The organism is Proteus columbae (assembly GCF_002777965.1).
GTDB classification, from domain to species: Bacteria; Pseudomonadota; Gammaproteobacteria; order Enterobacterales; family Enterobacteriaceae; genus Proteus; species Proteus columbae.
The window spans coordinates 33,022-54,431 of sequence record NZ_NGVR01000022.1; the positions used below are offsets into that span (position 1 = coordinate 33,022).

General features: G+C 33.9%; 22 protein-coding genes. 10 read left to right on the forward strand and 12 right to left on the reverse strand.

Annotation, left to right across the window (positions count from 1 at the left end; all coding sequences use genetic code 11):
* Positions 1-3: 3 nt before the first annotated feature.
* Together minD and minC are read right to left on the reverse strand one after the other, a co-directional pair.
* The gene (minD, locus tag CBE70_RS10910) at positions 4-816 is read right to left on the reverse strand and encodes a septum site-determining protein MinD (RefSeq protein WP_023582090.1); all 813 of its coding nucleotides are present in this window, start codon (positions 814-816) and stop codon (positions 4-6) included.
* A 22-nt stretch (positions 817-838) separates the two neighbouring features.
* Complete coding sequence (gene minC / locus CBE70_RS10915) at positions 839-1,540, reverse strand: septum site-determining protein MinC (protein WP_023582091.1); 702 nt, start codon at positions 1,538-1,540, stop codon at positions 839-841.
* A 133-nt stretch (positions 1,541-1,673) separates the two neighbouring features.
* Between minC and CBE70_RS10920 the strand changes: the two genes are divergently transcribed.
* Genes CBE70_RS10920 through CBE70_RS10935 form a run of 4 tightly spaced genes read left to right on the forward strand, consistent with a single transcriptional unit; the run spans position 1,674 to position 4,303 of the window.
* Positions 1,674-1,961: a YcgL domain-containing protein gene (locus CBE70_RS10920; RefSeq protein ID WP_069369136.1), complete on the forward strand. Its 288-nt coding sequence runs from the start codon at positions 1,674-1,676 to the stop codon at positions 1,959-1,961.
* Between the two features lie 24 nt (positions 1,962-1,985).
* Positions 1,986-3,113, forward strand: a complete 1,128-nt coding sequence (locus CBE70_RS10925) for a lytic murein transglycosylase (protein ID WP_100159366.1) — start codon at positions 1,986-1,988, stop codon at positions 3,111-3,113.
* Between the two features lie 53 nt (positions 3,114-3,166).
* Positions 3,167-3,823 carry a fumarylacetoacetate hydrolase family protein gene (locus CBE70_RS10930; RefSeq protein ID WP_100159367.1) on the forward strand — a complete coding sequence of 219 codons (657 nt, stop codon included), beginning with the start codon at positions 3,167-3,169 and terminating at the stop codon, positions 3,821-3,823.
* Between the two features lie 36 nt (positions 3,824-3,859).
* Positions 3,860-4,303, forward strand: coding sequence for a YcgN family cysteine cluster protein (locus tag CBE70_RS10935; RefSeq protein ID WP_100159368.1), 444 nt, complete (start codon positions 3,860-3,862; stop codon positions 4,301-4,303).
* 119 nt (positions 4,304-4,422) lie between these two features.
* Here the strand turns inward: CBE70_RS10935 and fetB are convergent, their stop codons facing one another.
* From fetB to CBE70_RS18625, 4 genes are all read right to left on the reverse strand, one after another.
* Positions 4,423-5,196 (reverse strand): iron efflux ABC transporter permease subunit FetB, encoded by a 774-nt coding sequence (gene fetB, locus CBE70_RS10940; protein WP_088496032.1) that lies wholly within the window; start codon positions 5,194-5,196, stop codon positions 4,423-4,425.
* Positions 5,197-5,246: 50 nt separating this feature from the next.
* Positions 5,247-5,897 carry an iron efflux ABC transporter ATP-binding subunit FetA gene (fetA, locus tag CBE70_RS10945; protein ID WP_100159369.1) on the reverse strand — a complete coding sequence of 217 codons (651 nt, stop codon included), beginning with the start codon at positions 5,895-5,897 and terminating at the stop codon, positions 5,247-5,249.
* 144 nt (positions 5,898-6,041) lie between these two features.
* Complete coding sequence (locus tag CBE70_RS10950; RefSeq protein WP_100159370.1) at positions 6,042-6,962, reverse strand: alpha/beta hydrolase family protein; 921 nt, start codon at positions 6,960-6,962, stop codon at positions 6,042-6,044.
* 182 nt (positions 6,963-7,144) lie between these two features.
* Positions 7,145-8,059, reverse strand: a complete 915-nt coding sequence (locus tag CBE70_RS18625; protein WP_100159371.1) for a helix-turn-helix domain-containing protein — start codon at positions 8,057-8,059, stop codon at positions 7,145-7,147.
* Between the two features lie 90 nt (positions 8,060-8,149).
* On the opposite strand from CBE70_RS18625, the gene CBE70_RS10960 reads away from it, so the two are divergent.
* From CBE70_RS10960 to CBE70_RS10970, 3 genes are all read left to right on the forward strand, one after another.
* Entirely contained in the window at positions 8,150-8,770 is a 621-nt protein-coding gene (locus tag CBE70_RS10960) for a TetR family transcriptional regulator (protein ID WP_100159372.1), read from the forward strand.
* 66 nt (positions 8,771-8,836) lie between these two features.
* The gene (locus tag CBE70_RS10965; protein WP_232797391.1) at positions 8,837-9,313 is read left to right on the forward strand and encodes an NUDIX hydrolase; all 477 of its coding nucleotides are present in this window, start codon (positions 8,837-8,839) and stop codon (positions 9,311-9,313) included.
* Positions 9,314-9,832: 519 nt separating this feature from the next.
* Complete coding sequence (locus tag CBE70_RS10970) at positions 9,833-11,545, forward strand: methyl-accepting chemotaxis protein (RefSeq protein ID WP_100159373.1); 1,713 nt, start codon at positions 9,833-9,835, stop codon at positions 11,543-11,545.
* A gap of 87 nt (positions 11,546-11,632) precedes the next feature.
* On the opposite strand, the gene CBE70_RS10975 is transcribed toward CBE70_RS10970, so the two are convergent.
* Positions 11,633-12,631: a 2-hydroxyacid dehydrogenase gene (locus CBE70_RS10975; RefSeq protein WP_100159374.1), complete on the reverse strand. Its 999-nt coding sequence runs from the start codon at positions 12,629-12,631 to the stop codon at positions 11,633-11,635.
* Between the two features lie 149 nt (positions 12,632-12,780).
* Here CBE70_RS10975 and CBE70_RS10980 point away from each other — a divergent pair, with 149 nt between their 5' ends.
* From CBE70_RS10980 to CBE70_RS10990, 3 genes are read left to right on the forward strand one after another with little or no spacing between them, the layout of a single operon-like run.
* On the forward strand, positions 12,781-15,417 hold the full coding sequence (locus CBE70_RS10980) for a YdbH family protein (protein ID WP_100159375.1): 2,637 nt from the start codon (positions 12,781-12,783) through the stop codon (positions 15,415-15,417).
* Complete coding sequence (locus CBE70_RS10985) at positions 15,414-15,620, forward strand: YnbE family lipoprotein (RefSeq protein WP_100159376.1); 207 nt, start codon at positions 15,414-15,416, stop codon at positions 15,618-15,620. Before CBE70_RS10980 ends, CBE70_RS10985 begins: the two co-directional genes overlap by 4 nt.
* A gap of 10 nt (positions 15,621-15,630) precedes the next feature.
* Entirely contained in the window at positions 15,631-15,963 is a 333-nt protein-coding gene (locus CBE70_RS10990; RefSeq protein WP_100159377.1) for a YdbL family protein, read from the forward strand.
* Between the two features lie 84 nt (positions 15,964-16,047).
* On the opposite strand, the gene CBE70_RS10995 is transcribed toward CBE70_RS10990, so the two are convergent.
* The 5 genes from CBE70_RS10995 to CBE70_RS11015 form a co-directional block, all read right to left on the reverse strand.
* Entirely contained in the window at positions 16,048-16,611 is a 564-nt protein-coding gene (locus CBE70_RS10995) for a fimbrial protein (RefSeq protein WP_100159378.1), read from the reverse strand.
* Between the two features lie 22 nt (positions 16,612-16,633).
* On the reverse strand, positions 16,634-19,003 hold the full coding sequence (locus CBE70_RS11000; RefSeq protein ID WP_100159379.1) for a fimbria/pilus outer membrane usher protein: 2,370 nt from the start codon (positions 19,001-19,003) through the stop codon (positions 16,634-16,636).
* Positions 18,993-19,694 carry a fimbrial biogenesis chaperone gene (locus tag CBE70_RS11005; RefSeq protein ID WP_100159380.1) on the reverse strand — a complete coding sequence of 234 codons (702 nt, stop codon included), beginning with the start codon at positions 19,692-19,694 and terminating at the stop codon, positions 18,993-18,995. Before CBE70_RS11005 ends, CBE70_RS11000 begins: the two co-directional genes overlap by 11 nt.
* Before the next feature lie 90 nt (positions 19,695-19,784).
* On the reverse strand, positions 19,785-20,345 hold the full coding sequence (locus CBE70_RS11010) for a fimbrial protein (RefSeq protein ID WP_157926007.1): 561 nt from the start codon (positions 20,343-20,345) through the stop codon (positions 19,785-19,787).
* A gap of 350 nt (positions 20,346-20,695) precedes the next feature.
* On the reverse strand, positions 20,696-21,319 hold the full coding sequence (locus CBE70_RS11015; protein WP_100159382.1) for an FMN-dependent NADH-azoreductase: 624 nt from the start codon (positions 21,317-21,319) through the stop codon (positions 20,696-20,698).
* Positions 21,320-21,410 lie beyond the last annotated feature (91 nt).

The window sequence follows — 21,410 nt, forward strand, 5'->3', positions numbered from 1 at the left end:
CTTTTACCCCCCAAAAAGGCGTTTCAGAAAGCCTTTTTTCTCTTCTTCAATAAAACGGAATGGATGTTCTTCACCTAACAAACGATTTACTGTATCTGAATAGGCTTTACCTGCATCAGATTCGCCATCTAAAATAACAGGTTCACCTTGGTTAGATGAACGTAAAACAGATTGATCTTCTGGAATAACACCCAATAGTGGAATGCATAGAATCTCAAGGACATCTTCCATACTTAACATGTCACCACGGTTAACTCGACCAGGATTATAACGAGTTAATAGCAGATGTTCTTTAATTGGATCTTCACCACGTTCAGCACGACGTGACTTCGATGCCAAAATACCTAAAATACGGTCGGAGTCACGTACAGATGATACTTCAGGGTTTGTTGTGATAATGGCTTCATCTGCGAAGTAAAGGGCCATTAATGCGCCACTTTCAATGCCCGCAGGAGAATCACAAATAATAAAATCAAAACCCATCTCATCGAGTTCATCTAATACTTGTTCGACACCATCACGGGTGAGAGCGTCTTTATCTCTTGTTTGTGATGCAGGGAGAATAAACAGATTTTCTGTACGCTTATCTTTAATCAATGCTTGATTTAAAGATGCATCGCCCTGAATAACGTTAACAAAATCATAAACAACTCTACGTTCACAACCCATGATAAGGTCTAAATTACGTAACCCAATATCAAAGTCGATAACAACCGTCTTATGACCTTTTTGAGCGAGGCCGGTAGAAATGGCCGCGCTGGAAGTTGTTTTACCAACCCCACCTTTACCTGACGTAACAACAATAATGCGTGCCATGGAGTGATTCCTTGTCGATGCTCTAAATTAAGTTCTCGATTGTTAATTCATTCTCTTGCAGACTCAGTTGTACTGACTTACCAACAAAGTCTGTAGGAATTTGATCGCTTAGCCAATATTGACCAGCAATAGAAACAAGTTCAGCAGACAGATGTGTACAAAAAATATGACTCTCTTTATCACCCGATGCGCCTGCCAGCACACGTCCACGTAACACACCGTAGACATGAACATTACCATCAGCAATTAATTCAGCACCTGCACTCACATTACTAATAACGACTAAATCGCTATTTTGAGCATAAATGCGCTGACCTGAACGAACAGGAGTATGGATGATTTTTGTTTTTTGACGAACAACTGCCGGTGCTTCATTCGTTTTATCGTTATTTGCCTGAGTGCTTGGCTTAACTATTTTACCTTCATTTAAGATAGGTAACTGTGCGGCAATTATCGCTTCTTTCTGTTGAGCGTTTGAACTACCACTAATTCCCACGACTCGTAAGCCAGCATCTTCTACAATTCGCCTCAGTTTTTTAAAATCAATATTTTCATCTGCTAAAGCAGAGACATTGATAACCACAGGTGCGTTTTTCAGAAATTGAGGCGCTTGTGCAATTTTTTCTGAAATAGCCTGACGAATAACTTTCGGTGTTCCATCGTTTAAATGGAGTACTGAAAGGGTAAAATTACTGCCTTTTAACTCAATGGGCGTGTTTGACATCTATCTGACTCAGTAAATTTTTTATAATCTGGCACAAAAAACCAGAGACGATATTACGAAAGTATATAAGCATGTTATATTTACTAAAATATTCAGGCAAGTCGCTTATTTTAATAATTAGAGTTTAATGAAAATGATTTGTGCAATTTACCGTAGTACCAAACGTGATCAAACTTATTTATACATCGAAAAAAAGGATGATTTCTCTCGAATTCCGGACGAATTATTACAAAGTTTTGGCGAACCACAGTTTTCAATGTTGCTTAATCTCGCGGATAGACAGCGTTTAGCGCATGCTGACATTGAAAAAGTCAAAAAAGCATTAGTTGAGCAGGGTTTTTACTTACAAGTTCCACCCCCTGTCGAAAGTATGTTAAATGCTTATTTAGATGAATTAAAAAAATCAGAAAAAACTGAATAAATCATCGAGATAAAAGGAGCATAAATGTTCAAATATTCATTCATCGCTGTGATTGTTTCCGGTTTTATGTTATCTGCGTGTACTAATAGCCAACAAAAGTTGGCTGAAAGACAAATTATTGCACCAGAGGCAAAGGCAGTTGAAACACAAAACATGCCTCGATGGAAACAAGTGAATGTTGCATCGTTAGAACAAGCATTTCCTAAAGAAACTCGTACTTCTGCACAATTTCCTGCTTATGTTGAAGCGTTAAAATTGAAAGCAGTTCAATTGGGATATAAACAAGAAACAATAGATTTTGCTTTTTCAGAAGCACATTTTATTGAACGAGTGATTAAATCAGACCGAAATCAACCGGAAAAGAAAATCACTCTCGATGTTTATTTACCACGTATTGTCACCAATGGTCGTTTAAACCAAGGGGCTAAGCTTTACCAAGAGAATCGAGATACCCTAGAACAAATCAGCAAAAAATATGGTGTGCCTGCAAACTATATTGTTGCGTTATGGGGACTTGAGAGTGGTTTTGGTAAGGTGCAAGGTAAAGAAGATGTTGTCTCCGCACTTGCAACGCTCGCGTTTGAAGGTCGTCGAGAAGAACTCTTTGCTCGTCAATTAATGGCAGCATTAGAGATTATTGAAGAAGGGCATATCCCTCAAGGACAGCGCCTCAAAGGCTCTTGGGCAGGTGCTATGGGGCAAACTCAGTTTATGCCATCTTCTTTCCTAACTTATGCTGCAGATGGCAATGGTGATGGAAAAATCGATATTTGGAATACTCAAGAAGATGCATTTGCTTCGGCTGCTAACTATTTAGCGACTGAAGGTTGGAAAAGTGGACTTCCTTGGGGTGAACAGGTTACTTTATCGGTAGATTTTAACCAACAGCTTGAAGGTATTAAGACCGAACAGAAAAAAACGGTCGCTCAATGGAAAGCGTTGGGTGTTCAATTACCTGTAAATAGCCAATTGAACGATGCTATGCCTGTATGGTTAATTATTCCTGATGATGATTTGCACAGAAGCTATTTAGTGACACAGAACTTCCGTACGATTATGCATTGGAACAGCTCTTACTTTTTTGCCCTCAGCATTGTCACAATGGCTGATGGCGTTGCTAATAAAATAAATTCACTACCTAACGCGAGTTAATCGCGTTTTTACAGTGAAATAAAACACAGCAATTTACCTAAAAGGAACACATTATGTATCAACATCGTGATTGGGAAGGTGCATTACTTGATTTTCCTGTCAATAAAGTGATTTGCGTTGGTAGTAATTATGCCAATCACATTAAAGAGATGGGATCCGTTCGCTCAGAAGAGCCGGTTATCTTTATCAAACCAGAAACAGCAATGTGTGATATTCGCCAACCTATTGCTATCCCAAAAGATATGGGAGCGGTTCATCACGAAATAGAATTAGCAGTACTTATAGGTCAGCCACTTAAGCAAGCTAATGAAGATAGAGTTGATCGTGCAATTGCGGGTTTCGGTCTTGGTCTTGATCTCACATTACGTGATTTACAAGGTAAATTGAAAAAAGCAGGGCAACCATGGGAAAAAAGTAAAGCGTTCGATGGCTCTGCACCATTATCAGGTTTTATCCCTGTCAATTCATTTGGCGACCCGCAAAATGCGGATTTAATGTTACGTGTTAATGACGAAATTCGTCAGCAAGGTAACAGTCGTGATATGCTAACCCCTGTTTTACCCCTTATCAGCTATATGTCTCGCTTTTTTACCCTACGTCCTGGTGATGTGATTTTAACGGGGACACCTGAAGGTGTTGGTCCTCTAGAATCAGGTGATATGTTGGTATTAAGTGTTAATGAACATCAGCTGACAACGCGGGTTATTTAATTTGTATTAGATGAGCAATAAGGTAATAACGTAGAGATGACACAGGCTTTTTGGCAGACTAAAACATTAGATGAAATGAGTGATGAAGAGTGGGAATCACTCTGTGACGGATGTGGGCAGTGTTGTTTACACAAGTTAATGGATGATGACACAGATGAAATTTATTTTACCAATGTCGCTTGTAATCAGCTAAATATTAAAACCTGTCAATGCAGTAATTATGAAGATCGTTTCCGTTATGAGCCAGATTGTATAAAGCTTACACGGTATAATTTACCAACATTTGAGTGGCTACCAATGACATGTGCGTATCGCCTATTAGCAGAAGGCAAAACGTTACAAAGTTGGCATCCACTTCTTGCAGGTAATAAAGCAAAAATGCACCAAGGCAATATTTCCGTAAGATATATTGCGGTGCCAGAAACTGAAGTTGAAGATTGGGAAGATCATATTCTTAATCGTCCGAAAGGACGTGGTTAATTTCTGATTTTCATTAAAAAGCGCCTTTATAGGCGCTTTTTGTTTTAAGGATGACCCGTCCTGAAAAGTTGTCAACCTATATCAGGACTAGTCAAATAGCTATAGCTAAATAACCATAGTTAGCGGTTTTCAAAATTAATAAGCTGATGGCGCTGATTAAAAAACTTCTTATAGGTTAAATAGCAAGCAATAATGGTTGAGATACTGGCTGTTGCCATCAACATAAAAGTCACCATAATTTGGTATTTAACGGCTTGTAATGGATCAACACCGGCGAAGATAAGTCCTGACATCATGCCCGGTAAACTCACAATACCCACAGTTTTTGCAGCATCAACGGTCGGGATCAATGAAGATTTAATGCTATCTCGAATAATACTCATTGAGGCTAATTTAGGTGTCGCACCAAGGCTTAGCATCTCTTGCAATTGCTGTTGCTGATTTTGAAAACGTTGACCCAAATTATTATAACAAAGCCCTGTCGCTATCATTGCATTACCGGCAATCATTCCCGTAATAGGAATAATTTGAATGGGTGTAAAAGCAATTGAACTAGTGAGCAATAAAATAGTTAAAGTTAATAATGCCCCAGTTGTAATAGCAGTAAAAGAGATCAGAAAAATATCTTTAACGTATTTACTTCGCTTTTTGGCATTATGCGCTGCGTTATAACAGATAAATAACACCATTAAGAAGGTGAGAATAAAATGGTCAACATGGAAAATATAGGTCAAGACATAGCCAACAATTAATAGTTGAACAATGGCTCTTGCTGTACTCCAAATAATATCTTTTTCTAAAGCTAGTTTTTCTTTGCGACTAATAAAAATAGCCACGAGAACTAATAAAAGCGAGAAAATCAGAGATTCATTGCTTATCGTATGTTCGTTCATAATATTATGTTCGCTCATAACAAAAGGGTGACTGATAAAGAAATAAAAAATCAGGCATCATTGTGAGAAGGTAATAAGATCACATCATCAGCATGTTTTATTTCATTTTGATCGTGCGTGACCCATAACACGGCAAGATTTTGATCTTTAACATAGTGGTGAATAACATCATTCACTTTTGCTTTATTATCTTCATCTAATGCACTTGTTATCTCATCAAGTAATAAGATTTTTGGCATAAATTGTAGATTTCTAATCAGTGAAATTCGCTGTTTTTCACCACCCGAAAGTTCATTAATTCCTTTTTTCATAATAGATTCAGGTAAACAAAAATAATCCAAGTCATGTGCCAGTTTCTTATCATCCACTGAGATTTTTCGTAAGAAATAAGGAAATTTAAGGTTATCGTAAACAGTTTCACCAAATAACATTGGTGTTTGAGTACAATAAGAAACTTGTTGACGATATTCTTCGGGGGACAACGTTAAATAGTCTTTATTTTCAAAAAAAATTGAACCCTTGGTGGGTGATAGTAGAGAAGCGACAATCTTGAGTAAGGTGCTTTTACCACAACCTGAAGGACCTGTGATAAGTTTAAATTCAGAGGTTTGAAGTTCAAAGCTGATGTTATCAAGGATAGTTTTGTCATTGACGCGATAATTTATTTTATCAAGGCGTAAAAGTGAAGTCGTGCTTTCCATTCTTATCCCAAACTTAAAAGAGAGAATAATTATCATTATATAGAATTAACGATATCAAGATCCTGCTTTAAATCAGTTAGTAAGCAAATTTGCTACTCTTTAAGTATAGGATAATAAGAATGCGAGCCAATGAAAAAAATAAAATTATTTCATATATCGCGCATACCAGTGCTGTATATCATTGATTATTTCATTCGTTAAACGCTCACCTTGTTCATTATAAAACCCATGATCTAACTTATTATATTTAATGAATGTCACATTAGGCTGGTTGATATCTTGGTTTAATTGATAAAATGCATCGACATTTACATTAGTGTCATTAAGTGTCTGAATTATTAATACAGGGGTGTGTTGATTACTTTTAATGACTTTAAGTAAATCGATAGCAAAAAATTGTTGCCACCATATTTTACTGTGTTCGCTTATAAATTGTTCATCATCTATTTGATTATTTTTTATTGCGTCAGCAAATTGCTGAAAGCCATTCAGCGCGTCTTCAACATGTTCCTTTGGCGTGGTATGACGGATATTATAAAGAACGTCATCAAGAAAAAAACGCCCCCCGCCATTCAGAGCAATAGCTGCTTTAATATCATTGCGCTTAGTTACGACTAAATGCACCATTGTAGCGCCTTCACTGCCTCCAATTAAAATAATATTCGGATATCGTGAGGATAGTATATCTAACACAGCCTCATAATCTTCGGTACGTTGTTTGGGATTATCATGACGCTTATAGCTTTTAGGGCAATCAACACGTTCACCATCATATTGTGAATAAGGTAATTGGGCGGTAATACCGTATTTTTCCACCATTAAAACATCACTATTTGGTAACCATTGACCAAAGGTTTCTTGGATAAATATGTTGTTTTTAATGCTGTTACAGTCAGAGCCTTGCATTAATACTAATAGAGTTTGATTTTTTTCAGCTCGTTCATCTAAGTAATAGCTAATTTCACTCCCATCTTTTCGTGGAAGTAGATGTGTCGATATTGCTGCATAACTTGCAAAAGAGGGAAGCAAAAAAGTAAAGAGTAAAAATAGAAGTGAAATACGCATGATCACCTTATTTGTTTTTATAGGGAGGAAATACGAAATTTTATTTTAATAATAAGTAAACAGCTAATTTAGTGAATAATGGTACAAAAACAAGTGATGAAAAACTTATCGCATAGATAGACACTATGAAATTAATCTACTTTTAATAAAATAGCCTGAAAATTCAAGCTATTTGAGGATCATTAATGAATAGGAACGAAATAATCAATCTCTAAGGTTTTTGGTAATTCCATTAAATCAACATCAGTTTCTATACTGATATATCTTTCAATATCAGCGCCTAAGCGACGACATAAGCCTAATGCAGGCAGAGTGTAAAAATAAATTTTCATTGCAAATTGTTTATATTCGTCCAGCGTTCCTTTAAATTGGAATCTGACATAACGTCCTGCCTCAATCACTCTTTTTCTAAAACCACTGGTTTTTGTAAAATGATCTAAGCTATTTAACCCAATTTCATAATCAATCTGGATTTTATTTTTACGTAATGTATTTGGTTGGTATGAGATAAGCACAGTACTTTCTGTAAAGTTTTTATCCGTATACAGTAAAAAATCATTCCAAAATTGGTGACGAATATCTTCGTGCAATTTGCCTATATCTTCAATAGAGCAAAAATATTGATATTGCATTCCATAAACATGGCTTTCAGGTAACTCCATAATTTTAGGAATAGGCAAATCAACAACATCAAAATTGATTGGTGGTTGAAAGTTATTACCACAAAGATTATCAAGTTTACGGTATTCCGTAGGTGTTACACCAAACGTGGCTTTAAAACGACGTGTAAATGATTGTTGAGAATCAAACTGATAACGCAACGCCACAGTCAAAATAGGCAATTTGGTTAAACGTAATTCGGTCGCTGCTTTTGTTAAACGTCTTCCTCGAATATACGAAGCAAGTGTTAATCCTGTTGCTTGCTTAAATACGCGCTGTAAGTGCCATTTTGTATAACCAGAACGGATCGCAACATCATCAAGTAGCAACGGTTTTTCCAGATTTACCTCAATCCAGAGCAGAAGTTCTTTGATAATTTCTATATTAAAAGTGGATAAGGTATTTGATGGGGTAAGCCCATTGTACTGAGATGACATGATAATTTCCTGAAAATATTTTGTTCAGTTTACACGAAACTGATACCCATATATTATTACATACTTATGGTATGTTTTAAGGGTTTTATCATGAAAATAAAATCACGGCAACAAGAGAATTCAGAGCAAACGCGCTCTGCATTACGTGAAGCGGCACAAGAACTATTTATAAATCAGAACTATTGTGATGTTTCCGTTGATGAAATATCACGTCATGCAAGGGTAACGAAAGGGGCTTTTTATCACCATTTTAGTAATAAGAAAGCCCTATTAAAAGAGTGTTATCTTTTTCAGGTTGATAAAGTTGTCAAAAAATTGGTTCAAATTCCTACCTATGATGATCAGTGGCAAGAGTTAGAGGTTCTTTTTAGTTTCTGTGTTGATCATATTTATCAACATAAAGATAAGCTTATTCCCTTACAAGAAATAATTTCCGTTCTAGGTTGGAAAGAATGGGACGAAATAGATTCACAAATTCTTATTCCTCGAATTAGAAAATGTGTAGATACCCTCTATGATAGACAAGAAATTTGTACTTATTCTCCTGATATTGTTGTGAATTTAATTTATGGATTTGTCACGCATATCGCGATTAATTTAAAGAATGAAACTACATTACCTGAAAATGCCTGTAAGGATTTTAAAACGATATTTTCTGATTTTTTAATGGGAATAAAACAATCTTCGATAAATGCGAAAAACCATAAATAGTACAAAAATAATGATAGGTGTAATGTACATTGGATAAAAATAAATAGAGTAAAGGATCAGAATATTATGACAATAGAAATGCCTAAGAGCCATTTCACCGCAACGGGCATTGTATTCAATGAGCAGGGTAAATTCCTTCTTCATTTACATTCTAAAATAGGTTGTTGGTTACCACCAGGTGGTCATATAGAAGAAAATGAAGAGCCACAAAATGCAGTATTAAGAGAAATAGAAGAAGAAACAGGTTTACTGTGTGAGTGTCTGTGCTATCAACCGGAGTTTAGCCTTAACCTAAATAATAATGATGTTATTGAACTTGTAAAACCTCTCGCCATTTTAAAAGAACCCATCCACGATAAAAAACAAGGATTTCATTATCACATTGATATGATTTATCTTTGTAAGCCGTTAAAAAATAGCCAATTAACAAATAAATCTTTCCAATGGCTTTCTTTGGACGAAGTTAAAAAAATAGAAACTCCATTAAATGTGATAAGACTTATTGAACTAACTGAAAAACTATTAATAGAAAAAATTATTTAAATTTCTTAATAAAGTTAAATTACTCATAATAAATAAACAATAAAAGCAGTTTTTAGAAACTGCTTTATTTTTTTGGAAATAAAACACGTTAAAAACTTACTATAAATTAATCTCAAAATTAAATAAATTAATGTTAATAGGTAGATATACCTATTAAAACTTAAGGTGAAAGTATATAAATAAAATCACAAAAACTAAAAAATAATTAATAAATTATCTTTTTCTGAGTAAAATCACCTTCATTGCGGGATATTGTATAGTTAATTTGTATCTGGATGGATAAAACAATCGTTTATTTCATAAATGAAAAATGGTTTTCACTGTGCTCTAAAGTTTTCCCTCATTATTACCGACATTATAAACAAAGGTAGATCCTATGTACCTTTATATTCTAATGAATAAATCTGAGCCTTATTTTATTGACACCAGGGAATATGCTCTTTATCAGAGAAAGAGTGCATTCTGATATCTTACAAATGTACAGATAAAAAACTCTGTATATTTTGATGGAATATGACCATGTTTAAAAATATCAGTATAGAAAAGACCGTTAAGGTCATGCTGGCCATTTTATTTGCGTTGATTATGAGCATTATTTATTTTAGTTATGATGCTTCCACTCGATCCTATAATAATTTCGTTTCATCAAATAGCCTAAGCCAGCAAATGTTACTTATGGGCAAAGCGCGATATCAAATGGCCGTGATCAGGGCAAATATTAATGGGTTAGATGGGCAATTACGCGTTAATGAAAAACCCTCAGCAAAATACTTTCACCAAACCGCAGAATATATTGAAATAACGCGTGAAGAGATCCACCGTTGGTCAGATACGGAAAAACTCACCCTAGAAGGGCGAGAATTGGCCGATGATATGACAAAGCGTTTTGATGAACTGCTTGATATCTTCACTGGCGCACTAGATAGACTGCGTAAAGGTGAGCTAACAACACACTCTGCCAGTGTTAAAATGGATGAGCTGAATGATATCACCATGCAATACTATGCGGTTGCTAATGGTATTGAAAATAGCTATATCGATATTGCAAAAACATCCCAAGAACGCTTGATGTTAGTGTCGATTTCTACTGGTACTATCGTTATTCTTTTATTTATCTTTATATTACGTTGGTTCTCTCATACGTTTATTGGCAATATTAAAATCTTAATCAATATCTTTAGTAAGATGAGCCAAGGCGATTTAAGCATGCGTGTGGATAATCATGGTACTAATGAATTTGGTCAATTATTCAATGAAATGAATAAGATGAAAAATTCATTAAGTCATATGATCGCATCTGTCAAAAATGCAGTAAATACCATCAGTGTAAGTGCAAGTGAAATAGCGACAGGAAATACGGATTTATCTTCTCGCACTGAAGAGCAAGCCAGTGCGCTACAAGAAACAGTTGCCAGTATGGAACAGATCAAAACAACGGTTGAGAAAAATGCTGATAACTCGCGCGAAGCCAGCAAATTAGCACTAACAGCAACAGCATCTGCTCAAAATGGTGAAAATGTGATGGATAGCGTGGTAGAGACGATGTCTTCAATCTCTGAAAGCGCGAAGAAAATCGCAGATATCAATGACATTATTAACAGCATTGCCAATCAAACGAATATTTTGTCATTGAATGCGGCGGTTGAAGCGGCAAGAGCAGGTGNAATCTCTGAAAGCGCGAAGAAAATCGCAGATATCAATGACATTATTAACAGCATTGCCAATCAAACGAATATTTTGTCATTGAATGCGGCGGTTGAAGCGGCAAGAGCAGGTGAACAAGGTAGAGGATTTACCGTTGTTGCATCTGAAGTGCGCAGTTTAGCCAGTCGTAGTGCGGAAGCTGCGAAAGAGATCAATGATTTGATTACGCACTCTGTTAATAAAGTACATGTTGGTTCGCAGCAGGTTGCTCAAGCTGGACGTTCAATGTCAGAGATCGTTACAACCATTAATCAGGTAAATGACTTTATGCAACAGATTGCCCTTGCTTCCAATGAACAAAGCATGGGTATTAACCAAATTGCGTTGGCTGTCAGTGAAATGGATACCGTTACTCAGCAAAATGCAGCATTGGTTGAAGAATCAGCCGCTATCACAGCAAATATGGATGATGAAGCTCATCAATTAGCTAAATTGGTTTCACAATTTAAAGTCGATGAAGAGAAAGAAACTCTTTCACGTTTTGATCCAATGCATTCAACAGAAGCTGTCGATACTCAAGAAAAATAAGTGTTGTATCGATAATAAATAAAATAAGCCCCTTCGTTAATCTATGGCGAAGGGGCTTTTTACTACATTTATTCTTAATACTTAGAATTAAGCTTTGATCTGATTAACGCACTCATTACCTGAAGCAACATCTTTAATGTTGTGTAGTGTCGTTTCACTAATACTAATTAGTGCTTCTTCTGTTAAAAATGCTTGGTGCCCTGTGAACAACACGTTATGACAAGAAGAAAGACGACGGAAAATATCATCTTGAATAACGTCATTTGATTTATCTTCAAAGAAAAGATCGCGTTCATTTTCGTAAACGTCCATTCCCAGCGCACCAATTTTGCCTTGCTTCAATGCATTAATTGCAGCCGCGGAGTCAATTAATGCACCACGACTGGTGTTAATAATCATCACACCATCTTTCATCTGTGAAAAAGCAGTTTCATTTAATAGATGATGATTATCTGCAGTTAACGGGCAGTGCAACGAAATAACATTAGAATTTGCATAGAGCGTTGCCAGATCGACATATTCGGCACCTAAATCAAGTACTGCTTGATTTGGATAAGGATCATAAGCAAGTAACTTCATGCCAAAGCCTTTTAATATGCGTAATGTTGCTAATCCTATTTTACCAGTACCAATAATACCGGCAGTACGATTATGCATATTAAAGCCAGTTAAGCCTTCTAATGAGAAGTTAGCATCACGAGTACGTTGATAAGCTCTGTGTATACGACGATTAAGTGACAGCATCATACCAACAGCGTGTTCTGCAATAGCCTCTGGTGAGTAAGCAGGAACACGGACAACAGTTATGCCTAATTCAGCGGCGGCTTCTAAGTCGACGTTATTGAATCCTGCACAGCGTAACGCGAGGATGCGTATATTAAGGCTAGCCAGTTCTTGTAAAACCGCACGATTTGCATCGTCATTGACGAAAATACAGACAGCATCAGCGCCAACGGCATTTTTTGCGGTTTGTTCTGTCAGATTAAAATCGAAATATTCAATATCATAATGGTATCCATTATGTTGATTGACCCATTCCATGTGCTTACGATCATAATGTTTAGTACTATAGGAAACGATTTTCATCCAGTCTTCTCTACTCTCGATTAAAATTTTATTCAGAGGCTGGAAAAACAAGAATTATCCAGCCCCAATATGAAAGAAATTAATACTATCATTATAAACAATTTAACGAGGTAAGTGGATGATTCAGGTTTGTTTAAAAGGAATATGATGTGTTGTTAAGAAAAACAATCAAATGGACAGGGACGATACTACTAGGTACAGCTCTAATAGGCACTGCTTTATGGGTGTCTATTCCTCGTTGGTTACCTGTTGTTGCCCATTATTACTTACCTGAAGGTGTAACACTTTCTTTATCGCAGCCCAAGTTACAGCGTATGGGTGTTTCAATTGAAAACATTGCATTAAAGACAGAGAGCTGCACTTTAGCTAATCTTGATAACTTTGTTTTCTCTTATCAAAAAGAGCAGATTGATAAACTGCAATTTAATAGCCAACAACTTGTCATTGATGAACAATGTTTTTCAATGATGCCTGCCAGTAAGCAAGAAGAAACAGCAACTGTTCCACTTGAGATAAATTCACTACTAACCTCAATACCTCATTTATCTATTAATATCGATAATGTGCTCTTAAAAGAAAATGCTCGTTATCAAGGTGCATTGCAGCTAAAAACACAAAACAATGGGCGATTAATCACTTACCAAGGAAAAAATGCTCAACTGGGTATTTTTATTAGAGATAATCAGTGGCTTGATATTAAACAGCTTAAAGTAAATTTACCTGATGACAATAATATTGAACTTGCAGCTGAAATAGCACTTCCTCTGGATATAGCGTCATTACCTGAAAAGGGTACCGTTAGTGCAACATTATTAACTTCTCATTATGCTCATCCTTTAGTTTTTATTCTTGAATGGATAGGACAATCTGGCACTATTTCAGTTGCTGAACAAGGTGGTGGTCACGCATTGGCTTTATTACCGTGGACAGTCACATCTGAAACTATTGTTATTGAGAAAGGTCGTTGGGAATGGTTTGGATTAGATCAACCTTTGCGAGGCGGTGTAAATATTAATATTGCCCAATGGCAAAAAGGATTAACAGATTTAAGATTAACTGCACGATTAAACATGGTGACAGAAGGCAATGCGGGGAAAGGAAATTTAGTGATATCTATCCCTGAAACGGCAGTAAATTGGTTAGATGCCCAAATCCCTATTCAAATCACTGGTGTTGTTAATAAAGAATTAATGCAAGCTAGTGCGCAATTACCGGTTAAAGTCACGGGTATGTTGACAGATCCTACTGTTGAATTTCAATCCGGTTCTTTGTTTCGTTTTAAAGGGCCAGTTACTGAAACGCTTACCGTCACAGATGCTCGTTTACCTTTAGCCGGAACCACACTTTCATCAAAAGGTTTTAATGGGCGTTTAAATGCGATAGTCGTCGCCCAAGATAGTATTTGGGGGGATTACCGTATCCATTTTCAAGGTAAAGCCATTGATTTTTTACCTGATAATGGGACTTGGCAATGGCGCTATTGGGGAGATGGAAATTTACTACCATTAAAAGCGCGTTGGGATATTGCAGGAACGGGCTTTTGGGCTGATAAATTAGTCAGTTTTGAAAAGCTTAATACAGGTTTTGATGTTTTAAAATATCAACATTCTGTAATGACTGCACCACGATTATCTTTGTTAAGCCCATTTCGTTGGATAAGAGATGATAAAAACCCAACATTTAATGGAAAGCTAAAATTAACGAGCCAACGTATTGATTTTCCTGCTGGTGGTTTTTTAGATAAGATAGATTTTATTGCTACGGTTAGTGGTGAATCGCCTTTTAATTTTAATGTAAAAGGCGAACTAAGTGCTAAACCCAATATAGGACCAATTGCAATTAATACACGTTGGGATGGTTCGAGATTAAGAGGTCAAATGCGTTGGCCTTCACAATCGATTAATGTTTTTCAATCGCTATTGCCAGAAGATTTAGGGATCACTCTTGATAAAGGTGAACTTTACACACAAGCAGATTTTTCTATTGCACCAGAACAAGGGCTTGTTGCTGGTGGACACCTTGTGGTTAAACAAGGTGGAATGTGGCTTAAAGATGGCGTTTTAGAAGGTTTAGATTTTATTCTACCTTGGCGTTTAAACGGGGATGAGTGGCAATTAGGTGTTAAACAGCCTGTTCAGCTACGGATAAAGCGTGTTAATAATCTCTTTGAAATGACGGATATTACAGCAGATCTTCAAGGTTTTTATCCTGCAACAGAAAATAAACCATTAATCTTATCTAATGTGAATGTCGCCATGCTTGATGGAACTATTTCATTGGCAAAACTCGCTATACCACAACATGATGCCGCGATTATTTCGCTTGATAATATTCAATTAAGTAACTTATTTACTTTATTAAAAGTGACGCAATTTGCTGCATCAGGTAAAGTTAGCGGCGAATTTCCATTCTTTATTAATAATAATCAATGGATTATTAAAGATGGTTGGCTGGCTAATTCATCTTATTTAACGTTAAGACTTGATAAGGATTTTGTGGATTCTATTGATGAAAGTAATATGTCTGCGGGCGTTGCTATGGCATGGTTGCGCTATTTAGAGATCAGCCGTTCTTGGACTCGCGTTAATTTAAGTAATTTGGGGGAGTTGGTATTAGAAGCGGAAATCAATGGAACGAATCCTCTAGAAGATAAACGTCGACAAGTTAATTTAAATTATCGACATGAAGAAAATGTCTTCCAATTATGGCGAAGTTTACGATTTGGTTCACAATTGGAAGAGTGGTTAGAAAAGAGCTTATCAGATTTAGGGAGTGAGTCAGAGTGAAACCATTATTCTTAAGAAAACTATTCTTACTAACAGCTTTGATGATGGGAATATCAGCATTAACAGGATGTATTCGGTTAGAAGTCGCCACACCGGATAAGCCCATTAACATTAATATGAATGTAAAAATTGAACATGAAATTAATGTAAAAATAGACCGACAAGTTGAAGACCTCTTAAAAAATAACAGCGCCATTTTTTAAAGGATAAATGATGAATTATAAAAAATATCTCTTAAGTTTTGCGCTAATGTTGACTTTAGCGAGTACCAATGCCGTGGCATTAACACTTGATGAAGCGAGATCACAAGGGTTAGTTGGGGAAACCTTTAGCGGTTATATTGAGCTTGTACAGACAAATAACAAACAAGCGCAACAACTTGTTGATGAAGTAAATCAAGCAAGAAAAGCAAAATATGCTGAAATTGCTAAAACTAACCAAGTAACACCTGATTCAGTTGCTCGACTTGCAGGTGAAAAATTAGTCGCAAGAGCTAATGAAGGTGAGTTTGTAAAGGGTATTAATGGAAAATGGGTAAAGAAATAGTTAATTCTTAAATGTATATTTAACTTTATCTTATTTATTTTAAAAGCACGATATATGATAAATTTCTATCGTGCTTTTTTATTATTAGTCATTACCATTGAAATTAACAATATCGTCATTAATCATGGCAATAAAATGAATATTTGAACGTATATAACCAGAAGCGGGGGGCTTATTATCTTTTTTAACGTAGTTAACTAAAAAATAGAACTCAGCTTCTCCATCAATCAGTTCTTCAGTAAATTCACTTTCTTTATTAAGATTTATGGGTCTTTCTTCATCATTGTACAATAATTGAAAAGCGATATTACTGCTTGCATTAGAGGCACTAATCATATTTTTCAAATAACCTGTTGTATTATCAATACTCGAGTTTTCAATTTTTAAACGAATATTCCCGTTACTTTTCGAACATTCTTTTATAGTAATAAGAATGATATGAGGATCAATATTCGCTAACTCTCCTTTCTCATATGATAAAAAATCATTTTCGCTAATAGAAAAGCGATCATTCGTATTTTCATATATATAGTCCATATCGCAACTTAGTGGGATATCGTGATCACCACGCCTTGGAGGTGATGAAAATGAGAATGATGAATAGAGTAAAATTATAATCAAATAGGCGAAATATTTTTTATTTTTCATATTTAGTACTTTTGTTTTTGAATTAAAGACAATTAACTTCTTTTTTTATCAGGCTTTTTTTATTTTCATCGGAACTCAAATTATAATTAAATTGACAATGTTTATCTTCTCCCCATTTTACTTTTATTAATCCATGTTCAGGAATTCCAGAAAGAAAAATAATATTATTTTCTGACACTAATCCTTGTGAAATAATATTATTCTCTTTATCTAGTACGGTAACTTTTGAGGCAAAGGGAAGGGATGTTATTGATTTAAAAATAATACGATAGCCTATTTTCATTGGAAAAGTAATTTTAGATATTGCACCTAATGTCGGAATAATATTTTTACTATAATATTCGGTTTCAACGGATTGGGGGAGTGTCGCCGCATTTAGTTTGATTTTATTTATTCGATAAGGTGTTATGTTATTTAAAACTAAGTTCCCAAAAATATCTGTTTCTAAATGAGGTGAAAATGATGTTTTAATACCTGTAATACCCTGTGTATTCACTAAAGCAAAGGTCTTACTTAGACGGGGTGTTAGAGTAATCCCTTCTGAGTGGAGTACTAATGCACCATTAACTGATAAGTTAAAGTTATAATGATTTTCTGATTTTCTTCCAGAGAAACTATAAGATTGAAAATTATTTTGATAGCGTGAGTTAGCAGAAAATTGATTATATTTTCTTTTAGGGTGATGTGAATGTTGATAGTTTATAGAATATCCTAAATTATTATTAAGCAATGAACCGCCTACATTTGTACTATTTGTATAACGCTTATCATTGACTTGATAACTAGTTTGATTATTCATCCAATGATGATGTTCAATATTACCTATAGGAATATGAAAATTAAATGAAAAATAGTGATCAGAAAAATATTTCTCTTTTTTAAAATCATACTTTAAATTATAGTTTATTTTATTTACTGAAGATGAAAATGACGTTCCAATTTCAAATATTTTAGATGAGTTATGATATGATTTATCATGATAGTGTAAAGAAAAATAACCTAGTTCATTAATATCTTTAGATAAAGAGAATGAGCGATCTTTTTTAATTTTATCCTCTAATAAAAAATCATCTAAATAATGATAAAATGACAGTCTAGAAGTAAAATAAGTTTGTGCTATTGGTATATTTTTTTGATAACGAAATTGATATTTTATTTTATTATTATCATTTTTTTCATAACTTATATTTGTTGCTAAACCACCTAAAATACCTAAATCTAGAGATAGTCCTGATAAATAGCTTTGTCTTTTATCATGTTTTTTTATTGCGCTGTAAGAAGTGATTTTTTGGCTAAGGCCATATGAAAATTCACCTAAAAGAAAAAGAGGTTTTTTGTTATTAGGATGGTCAGGTAATGTGCCTGAGATGATATTATATTGATAACTCCCTTTATTTAATTGATTAGGTAATGATGTGAAATAGTGTGTCGAAACTTTTACTCTTCCGTCTGTTTCTTTGATCTCCAAAGTGAGTTTTTCACTTCCTATTGAAGGTAATGAATTTAAAAGAAAAGGGCCGGGAGGAACCGTTGTTTCATAAATGACTTTATCACCTTGTTTTATGATAATATCAGCTTGAGTATCAGCAATGCCTTCAATAATTGGGCTGTTAGCATAAAGACTTTTGTTTGCAATTAAATTATTGGATATTAATTGAAAGCCAATAATTTTATCATTTGATAATATTCGTGTTGTAGGTGAAAATTTGCCCCCATAAAAAAGAGAAGAAAAAGAATTAATTTGACGATAGGTGTAAATTGATGACAGTTTAGATTGATAACGATCTTTCCTCCAATTAAATCTACTTTGACTACGTACACGCCAAGCTCCCATGTTAATACCTGAGTGTAAATTTAGTTTTTGTTCAGTCGATTTTTTCTGATGATATTTAATCCAATAGGAATATTGAGTGAATAATGCAGTAATTCCGTCATCCCAATCTTGTTCATTGATGACATAGTCTGTTTTTTTGATTAATGCTTTTTGCGGAATGATTAAATTTAATTTTTGATTGGAAAATTGGTATTTAAAATCAATAGAATAATCGCTTAAAGGAGTTATTTCCTGATTTTCTTTTGTGATTTTATAAAAATCAGTATCAATACCAAGTGTTAGTAAGTCGTTGACAGAAAGACATGGCGTTAATTTATTTTTTACATCTTTATAATAGAGAAGTTTCACCATTTTTTTTCTATTATTAATATGAATAATAGAATGATAGAATCCTTCAGGTTTTTTATTTTCAAGAAGAAGTTTTATTGTTTCATCATTAACATTAGAAAATGAATGAGAATAAAGAGAAAGATGTTTATTTTTAGCAATAGAATTGTTGTTGAAAGTAATCATTAAAATAAAGAAAGTGATCTCTATTTTTTTTGAATTAATATTCATTAATAATTACCTTTTCAGTTGCGTTTATTTCCATACCATATTGATCAATTGTTTTCCATTTTATCAATCCATTTTTTTTGATTATTTTTTTTGTATTATATTTTTTAAAGGGTGGGATAGTTTTACTTTGATCAATAAAAAGAGTTCCTTCAAAATTGACTTTAATTAAAGTTATAAAATAAGGTGTAGGGTTGTTTACAACAAATTCATTCTTTTCATTTTTTAAGAATTGTATTTTTTCATATGCATCCATTGCATCTTTCTCGATTGATATCGGTCTATATATTAAATTGTAAATAGAATTCATTGAGATATGTAATAAATTTTTGTCTTCATCTGAGTCAGATAGTAAAGGTATTCTTTTAATATTTACTCTATATAATGTTTCTCTATCTTTTTGTTTTACTTCGTCTGTTTTTATAATCTTCAAAGAGTAATTTTCATCTTTCTCTATTTTAAAGAGTGGCGGGGTGATCATAAAAGGTAACTCAGCATTATTATTATCATCATAATTTGAAATCCAGCTTTGTATAAAATAATCACTATTTGTACTGTTTTTTATTTCAATAATTTCTTGTTCTTTACTCTCAATAAAAATAAATTTATCCTTATTTATTTCTATTGATGTATAACCATAAATAGGAAAAGTGATAACTATATATAATATGGTAAGTTTTATTTTATCAATCATTTTTTATTATTTTCTGCTAAGGTAATATTATTAATAATAAATATGTAATGTTAAGACAAAACTGGAGACCCAGTTTTGTCTAATTTTAAATTAGTCTTGTCTAGCGACATCAGAATAAATGACATCAAAATTTAGGCTAGCTGTTACGATTCCTGGTGTAGCTTCGGTATCCTCTGGTTTTTTATAATTAGCAGCAAATGTATAATTTGCAGTGCGTTGTTCTTGATCAATATTTGTTTTAAGCGCTAGAGGGTTATCCTGTGATAAATCGATTATATTTCCATCTGTATCTAAAATGGCAACAGACACATTACTACCATTATTATCGGTCGTTGTTGTATTTTGTAATGTACTTCTTCCTTGATTTTTAACTTCTAGTTTTATATTTCTTAATGAGTCATCACAATTTGAAAAAATTATTTCAATTGATTGTGAGTCTACGTTAGCTAAATGAGTTTCTGTAAAATTATTTGATTGAACGGGAAGTAATCGGACCGGTGCTATAGGTTGTAATGTACATTTAAGACTTGTCGTTACTCGTCCAGAAATATCAACCGAACCTCCTATATCATCTTTATATTCAACAGCATTTGATTGAGCTGATAAAAAAGTTGTAGATAGAATGAATATTGAGAGTAAATTTTTTTTCATTTCAAATTCCATTTGTTGGATTAATAAAATTATTTAGTAATCTTCTTATCTCTAGAAGCCAAAAAATATTATTAATGTATCTTTTTAAAATCAAATTTAATTGAATTAAATATGTTTATTTTTATGGTGAATGAAAGAATAAATAGTAATAAAATCTTATTGAAGATATAGGTGTTAAACTATTTATTTAATAAATTGGCTTATCTTGGAATTATCTTCTTTTAATGTTTTTTAGTTATAATTTAATAATGTCTTTTTTATAAAAACAATTAAGTGGTATTGATATGTTTTTAATATTTAGATATAAAAAAAGCACCTAGTTAGGTGCTTTTATAAAAAGATAAAATTAATTATTTTGCGGTAATATTTTTTATACTAATTACAGTATCTATTTCTTTTTGTGCTTGTAGGTGAGATTGCTGTGCGTACTCTTCACCAAAGGCTGTACCTTCAACCATAATAAATTGTACGTCATTGATACCGATAAAAGCTAAAAACTGTGTAAGGAATGGAACAATCAAATCAGAAGGCTTATCTTTATGAACACCACCACGACTTGTTAATACAACAGCCTGTTTGTTTTCGAGTAAACCAACAGCACCCGCTTCTGTATAAGTAAATGTTTCGCCTGCACGAGCAATAAAATCGATATAATGTTTTAATTGCGCTGAAATTGAGAAGTTATACATTGGTGCAGCAATCACAATCATATCGTGTGCTTTTAATTCACTAATTAATTTATCCGACAATGCTCTGGCTATTTTTTGTTCATCCGATAGCATTGCTGCCTCTTTGCCAAAAGCAAATAGTGTAGCTTGATCTAAAGCAGGCACAGGATTTTTAGCAAGATCACGTACTGTAATCAGGTCATCTTTATGGTTTTTTTGCCAATTTTCAATTAAGTAATCGGTCATTTTATTACTGTGTGAATAGCTATCTAAAATGCTGGATTTCAGTACAAGGATCTTTTTCATTATTTTCTCGTGGTCTATAAAATGTTCTATTTATTTAAATTTATTAGTTAATAGTAGTTTACCCAATCTTTAAAATATCACATCACAATCC